This window comes from Duganella sp. Dugasp56, assembly GCF_047304105.1.
Classification (GTDB): domain Bacteria; phylum Pseudomonadota; class Gammaproteobacteria; order Burkholderiales; family Burkholderiaceae_D; genus Rugamonas; species Rugamonas hordei.
Window position 1 is genome coordinate 1 of the sequence record NZ_JBGLYQ010000023.1, and the last position, 14052, is coordinate 14052.

The 14052-nt window shown below is 71.3% G+C and carries 9 protein-coding genes and 1 pseudogene; 2 read left to right on the forward strand and 8 right to left on the reverse strand.

Annotation, left to right across the window (positions count from 1 at the left end; translation table 11 throughout):
- Positions 1–768: pseudogene (locus ACCD07_RS17035) on the forward strand (hypothetical protein); the annotation flags it as partial.
- A gap of 3 nt (positions 769–771) precedes the next feature.
- On the opposite strand, the gene ACCD07_RS17040 reads toward ACCD07_RS17035, so the two are convergent.
- The 8 genes from ACCD07_RS17040 to ACCD07_RS17075 all read right to left on the reverse strand — a co-directional run bounded on the left by ACCD07_RS17040 (position 772) and on the right by ACCD07_RS17075 (position 13635).
- The gene (locus tag ACCD07_RS17040; protein WP_413448027.1) at positions 772–2850 is read right to left on the reverse strand and encodes a DUF7024 domain-containing protein; all 2079 of its coding nucleotides are present in this window, start codon (positions 2848–2850) and stop codon (positions 772–774) included.
- Positions 2843–3829: a glycosyltransferase family 2 protein gene (locus ACCD07_RS17045; RefSeq protein ID WP_413448028.1), complete on the reverse strand. Its 987-nt coding sequence runs from the start codon at positions 3827–3829 to the stop codon at positions 2843–2845. Before ACCD07_RS17045 ends, ACCD07_RS17040 begins: the two co-directional genes overlap by 8 nt.
- A 46-nt stretch (positions 3830–3875) precedes the next feature.
- Positions 3876–7649: a glycosyltransferase gene (locus tag ACCD07_RS17050; RefSeq protein ID WP_413448029.1), complete on the reverse strand. Its 3774-nt coding sequence runs from the start codon at positions 7647–7649 to the stop codon at positions 3876–3878.
- On the reverse strand, positions 7649–9079 hold the full coding sequence (locus ACCD07_RS17055) for a class I SAM-dependent methyltransferase (protein ID WP_413448030.1): 1431 nt from the start codon (positions 9077–9079) through the stop codon (positions 7649–7651). The genes ACCD07_RS17050 and ACCD07_RS17055 overlap by 1 nt, the downstream gene beginning before the upstream one ends.
- On the reverse strand, positions 9076–10302 hold the full coding sequence (locus tag ACCD07_RS17060; RefSeq protein WP_413448031.1) for an ABC transporter ATP-binding protein: 1227 nt from the start codon (positions 10300–10302) through the stop codon (positions 9076–9078). The genes ACCD07_RS17055 and ACCD07_RS17060 overlap by 4 nt, the downstream gene beginning before the upstream one ends.
- Positions 10302–11102, reverse strand: coding sequence for an ABC transporter permease (locus tag ACCD07_RS17065; RefSeq protein WP_413448032.1), 801 nt, complete (start codon positions 11100–11102; stop codon positions 10302–10304). The genes ACCD07_RS17060 and ACCD07_RS17065 overlap by 1 nt, the downstream gene beginning before the upstream one ends.
- A gap of 196 nt (positions 11103–11298) precedes the next feature.
- Complete coding sequence (locus ACCD07_RS17070; protein ID WP_413448033.1) at positions 11299–12213, reverse strand: hypothetical protein; 915 nt, start codon at positions 12211–12213, stop codon at positions 11299–11301.
- Between the two features lie 99 nt (positions 12214–12312).
- Positions 12313–13635 carry an ABC transporter ATP-binding protein gene (locus ACCD07_RS17075; protein ID WP_413448034.1) on the reverse strand — a complete coding sequence of 441 codons (1323 nt, stop codon included), beginning with the start codon at positions 13633–13635 and terminating at the stop codon, positions 12313–12315.
- A gap of 149 nt (positions 13636–13784) precedes the next feature.
- Here ACCD07_RS17075 and ACCD07_RS17080 point away from each other — a divergent pair, with 149 nt between their 5' ends.
- Entirely contained in the window at positions 13785–14051 is a 267-nt protein-coding gene (locus tag ACCD07_RS17080; RefSeq protein WP_413448035.1) for a hypothetical protein, read from the forward strand.
- Position 14052 lies beyond the last annotated feature (1 nt).

The following is a 14052-nucleotide window of genomic DNA, read 5'->3' on the forward strand; positions in this document are numbered from 1 at the left end:
GTGGGGGGGGGGGGGGGCGCGGGGGGGGGGGGGGGGGGGGGGGGGGGGGGGGGGGGGGGGGGGGGCGCCCCCCGCCCCGCCGGCGCCGCGCAGGCCGCGGCGCCGCTGCCGCCGCCGCTGCGCCTGGTGCTGGTCTTCTTCGTGCTGTCCTACCTGGGCTGGCAGGCGCTGTTCAGCATCTACCGCTACCTGGTGCCGCTGGAGCTGCTGGCGCCGCTGGTGCTGTGGCTGCTGGCGCACCGCTTGCTGGCGCCGCCGGCGGCCCGCCGCGTGGCCGGCGGCGCCGTGCTGCTGGCGGTGCTGCTGGCGCTGCCGACCCCGCACTGGGGCCGCGCGCGCTGGAACGCCGAGGCGTTCCGCGTGCAGACGCCGGTGCTGGCTCAGCCGGAACGCAATATGGTGTTGACCACGCAGGCGCCGGTGGGCTGGTACACGGCCGGCTTCCCGGCCACGCTGGCGTTCGCGTCGGTGGGTGGGGGCTTCCCGGCGTCGCCGGCCTACGATGAAAAAGTGGCGGCCATGCTGGCCGCGCGCGACGGCGCGCACTACGTGCTGCTGACCTCGGCGCAGCAGGATCCGGCCGAGAAGCCGCGCGCCGAGCGCCGGCGCCAGGGCGAGCAGGCCGACAGCGCGGCGCGCGCCGAAGCGGCCGAGCCGCTGGCCCGCCACGGCCTCAAGCTCGACGAGGCGGCCGGCTGCCGCATCTACGCGGCCTACATCGGCCGCAATTACCTGCCTTACCAGCTCTGCGTCATCACCAGCAAATAAGCCTCAGGGCTTGGCGGCCGCGTCGATCACTTCCAGGCTGTACAGGCCGAGACCGAGCTGGCGCTGGTCGTCGCCGGCGCCCATCTGTTTTGGCGAGGTCGGCTGCGGCACCTTGATGACGATGGCGTCGACGCTGCCGTCGGTGTCGAAGCGCAGCTCGCGCAGCTCGTGCCGGGCGGCGGCGCGCAGCGGCAGCGTCTGGCCGCCGGCGCTGACCTGGAAGTCCAGGCCGGTGTTCGGGCCGTAGCCGGCCACGTCCAGGCGCAGCAGCAGCTGGCGCGGCAGCGGCTGGTCGAACTTCAGCGTCACGGTGCCGCCCTCGGACCAGCGGCCCCAGTCCTCGATGGCCGACAGGCCGCTGCTGTGCAGGCCGTCGTCCTCGATGTCGGAGAACTGGTGGCGCCGGCTGCCCGGCTGCTTCAGGCGGGCCAGCGTGTACTCGCGCTGGCCGCTGTGGCGCACCGCGCCGTCCGGCAGCGGATAGTCGCCGACCACCAGCAGCCAGCCGTTCGGATACGGCAGCTTGGCGCGGTCGATGGCCTGGCCCGGCGCCAGCTGCAGCACCTCGGTGCCGACGTTGTCGAGGAAGTAGCGGGTCTTGAACAGGCTGATGATGTCGCCGCCGACCACGGTCAGGTGCGCCGCTTCCTTGTCGCTCAGGTACTGGTGCGCGTAGATGCCGGCCTTGACGTAGGCGTCCGCCCGCTGCGAATGGCGGGCGTGGATGTTGACGATGGTGCCGCCGACGGCCAGCAGCGCCGGCACGTAGACGAACATGAACAGGCGCGCGCCCCAGCGGCCGCGCACTATCCAGGCCAGCACCGACAGCGCGCCCAGCGCCGCCAGCAGCGGGTAGGCGGTGTCGTTGCTGCTCATGCCGAACAGCGTCGGGCTGTCGATGTGGTTGGCGGTGTAGGCCGCAGGAATGGTGAAGTAGGCCGCCGCCATCATCAGCAGCAGCGGCGCGCCGACCACCAGCTTGCGGCGCCAGCCGGGGCCCGGGCGCGACGGCATCAGCTGGGCGCCGGCCAGGATCAGCAGCAGCGGCAGCGCGAAATGGTAGTAGCGCATGTGCAGGCGCAGGTTGCTCTCGGTGCCGGCGCCGGATACCAGCGCGGTGAAGATCGCCGTCATCGCCACCAGCGCCGGCAAGGTCAGCGCCGCGTAGGCCAGCAGCGTGCCGCTGCCGGGCGCCTCGACGCCGCGCTGGCGGCGGCTGGTGCATTGCAGCGCGGCCGCCGCCAGCGGCAGGCCGAACAGCAGCGCCAGCGTCAGCAGGTGGCCCTGCAGGTTGAACAGCGCCAGCTTGATCAGCTCGGAGACGGCGGGCCGGGTCTGGGCCTGGTTGGCGTAGACGGTGCCGAGCAGGTACAGGCCGTTGCGGCCGGCGTACAGGTAGCCGACCGCGAAGCGCGCGGCGGCGGCGGCCAGCAGCGCCACCGCCACCAGCGTCAGCGCCTGGCGCAGCCAGCCGCCGGCGCCGGTCGCGCCACGGCGGGAGAACGCGCAGTACACCAGGTAGACCAGGTAGCCGGGCAGCAGGAACAGCGCGTGCACCTTGACCATGGCCAGCAGCCCCAGCAGGGCGGCGCTGAGCGCCACCGAGCGCGGCGTGGCGCGGCCGCGCGCGCGCAGCACGCTCCAGCTGAACAGCCAGAAGCCCCAGTAGTACATGGCCTCGGGCATGAAGTAGGCGGTGTAGGTGTTGCACGGCATCAGCACGGCCAGCACGGCGACCACCATCGCCAGCCGGCGCGCCATGTACTGGCGGGCGATCAGGTAGATGAACGGCGCGGCGCCGACCAGGAACACGGCGTTGAGCAGCCGCGCGCATTCGAGGAAGCCGTCGCCGCAACTGCTGGTGAGCCGGTACGCGGTGTAGTACAGGTAGGACGGCACCGGCGCGTCGCGGAAGCTGGTCAGCCGGGTGTAGGTGCTGTACGACCATTCGTCGCCGAACACGCTGGGGTACTGGCCGGTGTTGCGCAAGGCCAGGTAGGCCAGCACCAGCAGCAGGGCGCTCAGGAACAGCGTGGCGGGCGAGGGGCGCGGCAGGCGGCGGGGACGCAGGGACTCAAGCACGGCGGCTCCCCGGCAGGCCGCGCTTTTGCAGCGGGCGGCGCGGCACCGAACTGATGTCGTAGGCGAGGAAGGCCAGCAGCAGCTGGGTGCCCATCAGGATCGGCATGGCCGACAGCATGACGGTGCCGGCGGCGGTCGGCACGCCGGCGCGCGCCGAGTCGATCCAGTGCAGGCCGCCGTACACGGTGCCGGCCACCAGCAGCAGCGCGCCCAGCGGCAGCTCGATCGAGGCCAGCGACATATTGCGCAGATAGTAGTTGTAGAACACGCGCTTGAAGAAGTTGCGCACGTGCTTGGCCATGAACTCGGTGATGATCTTGGAAATCTTCAGGTTGCTGACCTCGTCGCCGTAGACCGCGTCCATCGGCACGTCCTGCACCACGGCGCCCAGCGTGTTGAGGCGGAACAGCATGTCGGTCTCGAAGAAGTAGCGCCGGCTGATCTTGCTGAACGGCAGGTGGCGCGCGGCGTCGCGGTGGATCGCGGTGTAGCCGTTGGTCGGGTCGAACAGGTCCCAGTAGCCGGACGACAGCTTGGTCAGCAGCGACAGCATGGCGTTGCCGAACAGGCGCATCGGCGGCATGCTGCCGATCTGCTCCAGGTCGAAGAAGCGGTTGCCCTTGGTGTAGTCGGCCTCGCCCGCCAGGATGGGCGCGATGAAGGCCGGGATCAGCGACGGATCCATCTGGCCGTCGCCGTCGACCTTGACGATGACGGTGGCGCCGTCGCCGATGGCGGCCTGGTAGCCGCTCATCACGGCGCCGCCCACACCCTGGTTCTCGGCATGGCGCAGCACCGTCACGCGCGGGTCGAGGTTGTTGGCTTCGACGAAGTCGCCGGAACTGTCGGGGCAGCGGTCATCGACCACGTAGATGCGCTGCACTTCGGGGCCGATCCGGGCCAGCACGCCGAGGATGTGGCGGGTCACCTTGTAGCTGGGGATGACGACGGCAACGATGGGGTCTTGGGTCTGAAGCATAGGGTCCGATGGGATAGGTGTTGATGTATAAGGCGGATAAGGCAGGTCAGGCCTGCGGCGCTGCCAGCAGCGCCAGCAGCGCCGCCGCGTTCTGTTCCCAGCTCATCCAGCGCATGCCGGTCGAGGCCGGCGCGCGGCCGGCGCGCTGCAAGTCCAGCCAGTCGCGCAGCGCGGCGGCCAGCGCGGCGCCGTCCATGCCGCTGAAGTAGTGCGCGTGCTGCTGCGCCACCTCGCGGAACACCGGCAGGTCGCGCGCCAGCACCGGCAGGCCGTAGCGCGCCGCCTCGATCAGCGGCAGGCCGTAGCCTTCGCCCTCGCTGGCGAACAGCAGGCAGTCGCTGGACTGGTAAACCTGCAGCAGCTGGGCGTCGTCTATGCCCTTGAGCCAGAACAGGCGGCGGCCCAGCTGCGGGTGCTGCTGCAGCCGGCGCACGATCTGCGGGATGGTGCGGCGCTCGTGCTGGGCCAGCGGGGTCCAGCCCTCGTGGCCGACGATCACCAGGTTGACGGCCACGCCGTCGCGCCACAGCTGCTCGAACGCGTCCAGCGCCTGCAGGTGGCCCTTGCGCGGCTCGATCGTGCCCACCATCAGGAAGGTCGGCGCGTCGTCGGCGCCCGGCACCGCCGGGGCGGCCTCGGAAGGCTGGGGTACGGCCTTGGCCGCCAAGGCGCCGTCGATGTCGGCGCCCAGGTGCAGCACCTCCAGCGCCGGCACGCGGCCGGACGGCACCGGGTGCTGCGCCAGCCAGGCGCGCAGGTCCTGGCGCACGGCGTCGGAAATGCTGATCAGGCGGTCGGCGTTGGCGGCCGCGACGGCCAGCCAGGCGGCATGGCCGGCGTCGGCGCCGGCGGGGAAAAATTCCGGATGCAGCACTGGCAGCAGGTCGTACACCGCGAAGTTGACGCTGATGCCGCGCGCGCGCCAGTGGCCGTACAGGCCTTGGGCGGCGGCCGCCATCATCGCGGCCGGCGACGAGTCGCCGCTGTAGAAGACGTCGCCGGCGCCGGCGTCGGCCACCGGGTCGCTGGCGTGGGCGGCCTCGATGCCGAGCAGGCCGAAGGCGTAGCGGCGGGCGTAGCGGTAGTGCCAGTGGCCGCCCTCGTCGCTGAGGTAGACCGGCTCGACGCGCCAGCCCGGGCGCGGCCGGCGCAGCAGTTCCAGCAGCTGGGTGCGCACCACGCGCTCGATGCCGGTCTTCAGGTCGTGGCGGGCGATCGCCGTCACGTCGACCAGCAGCTGGCGCGGCGCCAGCAGGTCCGGCAGGCGCGCCATGGTGGCGGCCAGCTGCTGCAGGTAGGCGTCGTCGGTGGGCAGTTGCGGCAGCGCCGCCAGCGCCGGCGCCAGCGCGCGCGGGCTGGACGCTTGCTCGGCCCAGGCCAGGTCGGCCGCCTCGGCGTACAGCGCGGCGCAGCGTTCCGGGCTGTAGTCGCGCGCCAGCAGCGCGCGGCCGGCCTGGCCCAGCGCCGCGCGGCGCGCCGGATCGCGGCGCAGCGTTTCCAGCGCGTCGACCAGCGCGGCCTGGCTGAACTGGTCGTCCAGCATCCAGACGGCATCGTCCGGCAGCTCGGCCAGCGAGCCGTTGGCGTTGACGATGGTCGGCACGCCGTAGCTCATGCAGTACAGCACCGCGCCCGAGGTCTCGCCGCGCGAGGTGCTGCGCAGCTGCACGCCGGCGTCGGCCGCCTGCAGGTACAGGTGGTAGACCGGATCGTCGGTCCAGCCGGCGATGCGGATGCGGCCGCCGGCGTCGGCGGCCTCGATCAGCGCGCTCAGTTCGGCGCCGTAGCCGCCGCCGTGGTTGGCGCCGACCAGCACCAGCTCGCAGTCGCGGTCGGCGTGCAGCGCCGACGCGGTCCAGGCCCGCACCAGCTCCTGCGTCAGCTTGGTCGGCGCGATGAAGCCGAAGCTGCACACGACGAAGGCGTCGGCGGCGATGCCCAGCGCGGCGCGGGCGGCGGCGCGGTCATGCCGCTGCGCCAGCGCGCGCGCGTGCGGCACCACGCTCCAGTCGCCGCCCGCCTGCGGGTGGTACCAGTGGCGCGCCAGCGTGCGCGAGTATTCGGAATGGACGATCACGCGGGTGGCGTTTTCCAGCACCGCCAGGTTGCACGGATAGCTGTCCTTGGCCTGCTCGACGCCGTCCGGCGCCTGGCCGGCCAGCAGCGCCGCGTAGCCGTGCGAATGGAACAGCGCCTCGGCCCAGGCGCCCGGCACGGCGCCGCTGAGCTGGTCGTACGAGACCACGCCGCTGAGGAAGAAATCGTGCAGCACCACCACCCCCGGATGCTCGGCCAGCAGCGGGAACATGTGGCTGTGGAAGGGGCTGTTGCCGAACTGGTACATGACCTGGTCGTAGTGGCCGGCGTTCTGGCGGAACCAGTCGACGCTGCGCTGCGGCAGGTGGGCCAGCGCCGGCGGCAGCGTGCAGCGGCTTTGCGCCAGGATCAGCTCGATGTCGAAATGGGCCGTCAGCGCCGGCAGGATTTCCAGCGCGTAGTCGGCGATGCCGGTGCGCTCGGGCGGCAGCGGCGAGACGAAGGCCAGCCGGCGCTTCGGCCTGGCGGCCGGCGCCGCCGCGGCGGCGGCGGCCAGCCGTTCGGCGTGCGCCTCCAGCGCGGCCAGCGCCTTTTGCGCGCTGGCGTCCCACGAGAAGCGCGCGGCCTGGCGCGCGCCGTGCTCGCGCAGCGCCTGCAGCCGCGCCGGATCGCCCAGCACGGCGGCGATCTTGTCGGCGATCGCCTGCGGCGAGCCGGCGTCGAACAGCGCGTCGGCGCTGCCGATCACTTCCGGGATGCTGGTGTTGTCGGCGCCGATCACCGGCGCGCCGCAGGCCATCGCCTCCAGCGCCGGCAGGCCGAAGCCCTCGTGCAGCGACGGGAACACGAACAGCGCGGCGGCGCGGTACAGCGCGATCAGCGTATCGTCGCTGACATAGCCGGTCAGGATCAGCTCGTCCGGCGCGAGGCCGGCGCGGCGCGCGCAGTCGAGCAGCGCGGCGCGGTCCTGCTCGCCGATCTTGCTGGCCACCAGCAGCTGGTGGCCGCCGCGCAGCGCGGCCGGCAGCAGCGCGTAGGCCTGGATCAGGCCGTCGATGTTCTTGCGCGCGTCGAAGCCGCCCGGCGCGTACATCACCAGCTCGCGCACGATGCCGAAGCGGGCCCGCAGCGCCGCCAGCGCGGCCGCGTCGGGCGGCGCGGGCCGGAAGCAGGCGTCGACGGCGGTCGAGATCGACACCACGCGCGCGGCGTCGAAGCCCAGCGCGTCGATGCCTTCCCGGCGCGAGTAGTCGGAGATGGCCAGCACCAGGCCGGCCCGCCGCAGCGAGGCGATCTTGCGTTCGTAGTGGGCGCGCTGGGCCGGCGAGCCCAGGTAGCGCGCCGGGTTCAGGTGCGGGATCAGGTCGTACAGGATGACGGCGGTGCGCTCGGCGCCGGCGTAGCTGCCGACCGAGGTGACGGCGTCGTCGACATAGCCTTCGAACAGGCTGGTGACCAGCACCGCGTCCGGCCGCAGCGCGGCGATGGCCGCCTCGCGCACCAGTTCGGCGGCGCGCGCGCGGCCGCCGTTGCCCGTGTCGTGCTCGGCCACGGGGCCGGCCACGTCGAACACGCGGATGCGCTGCTGCGGGATCAGGCCGTCGAAGGCGGCGCGCAGGTCGGCGATCGAATCGCCCAGCGCGCCGTTGAGCACCAGCCACAGCTCGTGGCGGCCGGGGTCGGCATTGCGGGCCAGGCCCAGCGCCAGCGCCAGCGAATAGCGGCCGATGCCGCGGAAACGGCTCTCCGACTGGGCCCCCTGCAAATCGATGACTATGCGCATCAGTGTTTTCTCGTCTCTAGCGATGATTTCAGATTCCGGTAGTGGCGCAGCGTGCGCGGCGACATGTCGCCCGGCGGCTGCGGCGGCTCGGCCGGCAGCACGGTCTGGGCGGCGGCCGACTGCTGCAGCAGGCCGGCCAGGCGCGCCTGCAGCGAGGGGCTGAAGCGCAGCAGCGCGCGCGCGGCGCGCTTGACGCGCGGCCGGCGCAGCGCGGCGCGCATCAGCGCCAGCAGCGGGCCGCGCAGGCGGCGCTTGACGCCGCTGAGCACGCGGCCCTCGCGCAGCGCGCCGCGCAGCCGGTGCGCGTAGTGGCCGGCCATGCGCCACGGCGCGGTGATGCGCCACGAGCTGCTGGCCAGCAGCTCGGCCACGTGGCGGGCGTGGGCGTCGGCGCGCGCGTCGGCGGCCTCGGCGCGCGCCTGCGCCTGGTCCAGCCGCGCCGCCAGCGCGTCCAGCGCGGCCTCGCCGCGGCCGGCGCGCTGTTCGAGCTGCGCCAGTTCGGCGTCGATGCCGGGCAGCCGCGCGCGCAGCGCGGCGGTGTGGCCGGCCAGCCCGGTCAGGCCGTCGCTGAGCCCGGCCAGACCGTCGTTGAGGCCGGCCAGGCCCTGGTTCAGGCCGTGCAGCTCGGCGTCATGGCGCGCCAGCGCGCCGTGCAGCTCGGCGTGCCGGCGCGCCTGCAGCTGTTCGTAGCGCTGCGCCATGTCGCCCAGCGCAAAGCCGTAGGGGCGGGCGAAGGCCGCGTCGAACGGCGCCAGCAGCGGCGCCGGCCCCGCCTTCTGCGCCACGATGGCGTAGTCGGGGCTGACCCCTTCGAGCACGTCGATCAGGCCGACGTCGGCGTCGCCGTGCAGCCGCGGCGCCTCCTGCAGGCGCACGGTGCGCTGGCGCGCGTAGCCGGAATACTCGGCCAGGAAGCCCAGCAGCAGCGGCGGCAGCGGGCGCTCGTGCGAGGGATCGAGGTAGAAGCTGGTCGCGCCCACCGACAGGTTTTCCGGATTGGGCGTCTCCATGATCAGCAGGCCGCCCGGGCGCAGCACCCGGCGCGCCTCGGCGATCAGCGTCTGCAGCACGTCGAACGGGATGTGCTCGACCAGGTGGAAGGCCGACACCAGGTCCAGGCTGTCGTCCGGCCGCGCGCGCAGGCTGGCCACGGCGTCGGCGTGCTCGGCGGCCAGGCCGCGCTCGCGGCAGGCCGCCAGCATGCCGTCGTCGAGGTCGACGCCGCGGGCGTCGACACCCTGTTCGCCCAGCAGTTCCAGCCACTCGCCGCGGCCGCAGCCGAGGTCGAGCGCGGTGGCGGGGCGGGCGGCGGCCGCGGCCTGCGCGGCCACGATGGCCAGGAACGGCTGGTAGGCCGCCAGGCGCTGCTTGATCACCTCGCGCGTGCCGCGGTAGCGGTCCTCGAAGGCGCGGTAGAAGCCGGCGCTCACCGCAGCACCTGCACGGCCGGTTCCAGCCAGCTGCTGCCGACAAATTCGTTGCGGTTCATATTCATCACGATAAACAGGAAGGCCAGGTCGCGCCATTCGTAGTTGTTGGCCAGGTGGGTTTCGCTGCTGGTGAGCGCGGTGGTCACCGAGTAGCTGCCGGGGCCGAGGTTGAGCGGGAAGCTGAAGCGGAATTCCAGCTGTTCGCCGGCGCGCACGTGCTCGAGCACCTGGCGCATGTGGTGGGTGTTGGTGCCGAACATGGGCTGGCCGAGCCGGTCCTTGATCATATAGCCCAGCACCAGGCGCGGCAGGTCGGCGTGCACCTGCACCCGGATCCGCAGCGTGACGGCGGCGCCGACGTTGGCCATCTCCAGCGGCGCGCCGTGCTCATCCTCGAGCGCGATGGCCGACACCACCGCCTCGCGGCTGCCCGAGGTGGTCTGCGTGCGGCCGTCGGCGGTCACCGTCTGGTCGATGGTCGAGCTCGCGCCCTCGCGTTCGGCGATCAGCGCGTTGTAGTAGTCCATCACCTGTTCCGGCGTGCCCTGGTAGGCCAGGCGGCCGCCGTCGAGCAGCAGCGCGCGGTCGCAGATCGACTGGATCGCGCCGCGGTCGTGGCTGACGATCAGCAAGGTCGTGCCCTGGCGGCGGAATTCGCGGATGCGTTCAAAGCTCTTGTGCTGGAAATAGGCGTCGCCCACCGACAGCGCCTCGTCGACGATCAGCACGTCGGGGCGCCTGGCGGTGGCCACGCTGAACGCCAGCCGCATCTGCATGCCGGACGAATACACGCGCACCGGCTGGTCGATGTAGTCGCCGATGTCGGCGAAGGCTTCGATCTCCGGCATCAGCGCGTCGATCTCGGCCATGGTCAGGCCCAGCAGCTGGCCGGCCATGTAGGCGTTCTGGCGGCCGCTGAAGTCCGGATGGAAGCCCATGCCCAGCTCCAGCAGCGCGGCCACGCGGCCGCCCAGGTGGACGCTGCCGGTGGTGGGCGTGGTGGTGCCGGTGATGAGTTTGAGCAGCGTGCTCTTGCCGGCGCCGTTGACGCCGAGGATGCCGACCGCCTCGCCCGGCGCCAGCTGGAAGCTGACGTCCTCGATCACCCACTTGAGGCGGTGGCGCGCGCCGAGTCCCGGCAGCGCCCATTCCGCCAGCCGGCCCCAGCGGTTGCCGTACTGCTTGTAGGCCTTGCCCAATCCCTTGACGAGGATGGCGCCCATCAGAGCTCGTCCACCATTTCGCCGGCGCGCTTGCGGAACAGCTGCAGGCCGAGCGCGCAGCAGCCCAGGCCCAGCACGGTGACCGGCAGCAGGCTGCCCCAGACGGGCGCCTGGCCGCGCACCAGGATGTCCTGGTAGGCGACGACGACGGCCGCCATCGGGTTCCACACCAGCAGCTCGCGCACCGATGCCGGCAGCGTGGCGACCGGGTAGACGATGGGCGTGAACCAGAACCAGAACTGCAGCAGGATGGTGAAGAACTGGCCGACGTCGCGGAAGAACACGTTGAGCACGCCCAATATCATGCCCAGGCCGATGGCGAACAGGATCTGCAGCAGCAGCACCGGCAGCAGCGCGGCGTAGATCCAGCCGGGGAAGTTGCCCGACAAGACCAGGAACACGCTGAACAGGCCGAAGATGATGGCGAAGTTGATCAGCGCGTTGAGCACGACGATCAGCGGCAGGCACAGGCGCGGGAACTGCAGTTTCTTGATCAGATTGGCGTGTTCGAGGAAGACCGACTGGCTGCGGCTGGTGATCTCGGCGAACAGGCCCCAGGTCAGCACGCCGGCGCACAGGTAGATGCTGTAGGCGAACGGCGAGCCGGAGCCGGGCAGGCGGTTGCCCATCACCTGCGAGAAAATCACCGTGTAGACCACGATCATGGCCAGCGGGTTGAGGACGGTCCAGGCCGCACCCAGCAGCGAGTTGCGGTATTTGCTCTGGAATTCGCGCTTGATGCTGCCGAGGACGAAGCCGCGGTAGCGCCAGACGCTGCTGAACATGGTCAGGGAAATCATGCGCGGGCGCTCACGGCCGCACACGGCGAAAACAGGGAAATCTTCATAGGGAATGCGGGACGGCGGCGCGATCGGCCGCCGGCGCCGGATCAGGCAATTGGCAATGGCGGCAGTATATCACGGCCCCCTTGTCGATATTGCTATCCTGCTAATCAGAAAATGTTTCCAGTTGTAAGGACGGCACGACGCTTTCCGGTTAGTCCAGCGTCGGCGGCCGCGGCGTGAAGCGCAGCGCGGCCTGGGCCGGGGCCGGCGCGCGGCCGGCCAGCGCGCCGGCCAGGCGCTGCCACAGCGACGGCTCGCGCAGGCCGAAGCCGGCCGGCAGCTGCATCAGGTCCAGCACCAGGCCCTCGTTGTCGAGCGTGATCTGGTGGCGCGGCGTCCAGTCGCGCGCGGTGACCAGCACCTTGCAGCTGCTGAAGTCGCGCGCCTTGCGTTCGAGCAGGCCGGATACGCCGATGCAGCGGCTGGCCGCGTCGAAGGCCACGCCGCGCGGGAAGCCGCCGGTTTCCAGCACGAAGCCGCGCTCGCCCAGCAGCCGGCTCTCGGCCGACGAGCAGGTCAGCAGTTCGCCATCCTCGCGCCACATGTTGTGGCCGCAGTTGCCCAGCATCTGGCGCCGCACCAGCTCGCGCGTCTCGAGCGAAAACGCCAGCAGTTCGCTGGGGCCGCGGTTGTGCGCCAGGATCCACACCAGGCCGTCCTCGAACATGAAGGAGTTCAGGTGGTTCTGGTCGCCGACGCCGGGGCCGCCCAGCGGATACCATTGCTCCCAGTTGCTGCCGTCGTAGACGGCGATCAGGTTGTCGTGCGAGGCGGTGGCCCACAGCTTGCCGCCGTGCCAGGCGATCTCGTGCAGGTCGCGCAGCGGGAAGGGCGCGCGCAGGCTGCCGCAGGGCTGCAAGTGGCGGTCGAAGATCAGGATTTCGCCGCGCTCGTCGGCCGGGGGCACGTCGGACGATACCAGCCGGTTGCGGGCCGCGACATACAAATGGTCACCCTCGCGCGCCAGGCCGTAGTACAGGCCGCGGCCGGAATCGAGCCTGGTCGCCAGGCCGCTGTCGGTGTCGAGCAGCAGCAGGGACTGGGAGGTGGTGAGCAGTAAGTCCATACGTAGGGTCTGAGAGGGGCCGCGGCAGTGCGGCAAACCGGCGATTATAGCGCGAACGGCCGCGGCGGCCGGACTTCGCTGTGTGCGATTTACACGTATTTACAAAGCGGGCGCCTGGCGCTGCAGTTCGCAGATCGGATCCAGGTTGCACACGCCGCTCCAGACGATGGCGTCCAGGTTGCGCAGCACGGTGAAGGCGCCGGCATCCTGCTGGCGGGTCAGCGTCTGGCGGAAGTCGCCGTCGCCGGCGCCGCCCTCGGCCACGCCGGCGGTGATGGTGTAGTCGCCGGGCGCCAGGCTGGCCTTGAACGAGAACTCGGCGCGCACCGATTCGCCGGCGCGCACCGGGCCGATGGTCTGGCGCATGCAATAGGTGTTGGTCATGAACACCGCCTCGCCGCGCGCGTTGCGGATCTGGAAGCCGATGTGGGGGTCGGCGTAGGCCTGGGCGAAGCGGCTGTCGACCCGCACCGTGGCGACGCGGTCGCTGATGACGGTGGCGGCCTGCTGGTCGTCGACGTACAGGCCGACCGCGTCGATGCGGGCGCCGCCGTGTTCGAACGAGCCGGCGACCGGCGCCGGCGCTGCCGGTGCCGCTAGCGCCGCTGCCGCCTCAGGCGCCGCTTCCGCCACCGCCGCCGGCGCGGGCGCCGGCGCGCCGACCGCCGCGCCGGCCGCCAGGTGGCCGTCGCGCAGCGCCAGCACGTGGGCGTTGTACAGGTCGATGACGGCGCGCGGCGTGCCGTCGAGGGCGATGCCGCCGTTGCTGATCAGGATGGCGCGGTTGCACAGCGAGTAGACGGCGTTCATCGCGTGCGAGACGAACAGCAGCGTGGTGCCGGCCTGGCAGTAGCCGCGGATGCGGTCGAAGCATTTCTGCTGGAAGAACACGTCGCCGACGGCCAGCGCCTCGTCGATGATCAGGATGTCCGGCCGCACGGCGGTGGCGACGCTGAACGCCAGGCGCACCTGCATGCCCGACGAATACACGCGCACCGGCTGGTCGATATAGTCGCCGATCTCGGCGAAGGCTTCGATCTGCGGCATCAGCGCGGTGACTTCCTCGACGCTCAGGCCGATCAGTTGGCCGGCCATCAGGGCGTTCTGGCGGCCGGTGAAGTCCGGGTGGAAGCCCATGCCCAGTTCCAGCAGCGCGGCCACGCGGCCGGCGCTGCTGACGGTGCCGGTGGTCGGCTGGGCGGTGCCGGTGATCAGCTTGAGCAGCGTGCTCTTGCCGGCGCCGTTGACGCCGATCAGCGCCACCGACTCGCCGGCGGCGATGTGGAAGTTAATGTCGCGCAGCACCCACTTGAGCCGGTGGCGCTGGCCGAGGAAGGGCGTCACCCATTCCAGCAGCCGCGACCAGCGGGTCGGGTATTGTTTGTAGGCCTTGCCCAGTTGCGCGACGTTTATGCTACCCATGTTGATCTGTCCTGTAGAAGCCGAGGCGCCCGATGCCGCGCCCGTCGGCGGCGGATTATAGCACCGGCGCCAACCGTGCCGAACTTGCGCGGGAGGGGGGCAGGTTGTATCATGCGGCGCTGCCATCTGGCCAGTGCGCTGAGGAAAAAATGGAAAAAGTACAAGTGTATTTGCGGTTTAACACCCGTAACGACAACGACAATCCGCTGCCGTGGCGTGTGATGCTGAGCCAGGGCGTGAAGGAAGGCATCCTGCAATACACGCAGGAGTACGCCGCCGAAGTGCGCTTCGAAACGCCGGTGCAGACCTCGCAGGACGAGATCGAACCGGGCGTGGTCAAATGGCATATCAAGTCGCTGGGCTACATCCACTGGCAGGGCGATGTCTGCCTGGTGACCGACCAGCCGCAGGCCTGAA

Bases quoted from the DNA above. Each gene is read 5' to 3' on its own strand.
- ACCD07_RS17045 (WP_413448028.1), bottom strand. From the start codon at position 3,829: ATGCTTCAGACCCAAGACCCCATCGTTGCCGTCGTCATCCCCAGCTAC.
- ACCD07_RS17065 (WP_413448032.1), bottom strand. From the start codon at position 11,102: ATGATTTCCCTGACCATGTTCAGCAGCGTCTGGCGCTACCGCGGCTTC.
- ACCD07_RS17050 (WP_413448029.1), bottom strand. From the start codon at position 7,649: ATGCGCATAGTCATCGATTTGCAGGGGGCCCAGTCGGAGAGCCGTTTC.
- ACCD07_RS17070 (WP_413448033.1), bottom strand. From the start codon at position 12,213: ATGGACTTACTGCTCACCACCTCCCAGTCCCTGCTGCTGCTCGACACC.
- ACCD07_RS17075 (WP_413448034.1), bottom strand. From the start codon at position 13,635: ATGGGTAGCATAAACGTCGCGCAACTGGGCAAGGCCTACAAACAATAC.
- ACCD07_RS17060 (WP_413448031.1), bottom strand. From the start codon at position 10,302: ATGGGCGCCATCCTCGTCAAGGGATTGGGCAAGGCCTACAAGCAGTAC.
- ACCD07_RS17080 (WP_413448035.1), top strand. From the start codon at position 13,785: ATGGAAAAAGTACAAGTGTATTTGCGGTTTAACACCCGTAACGACAAC.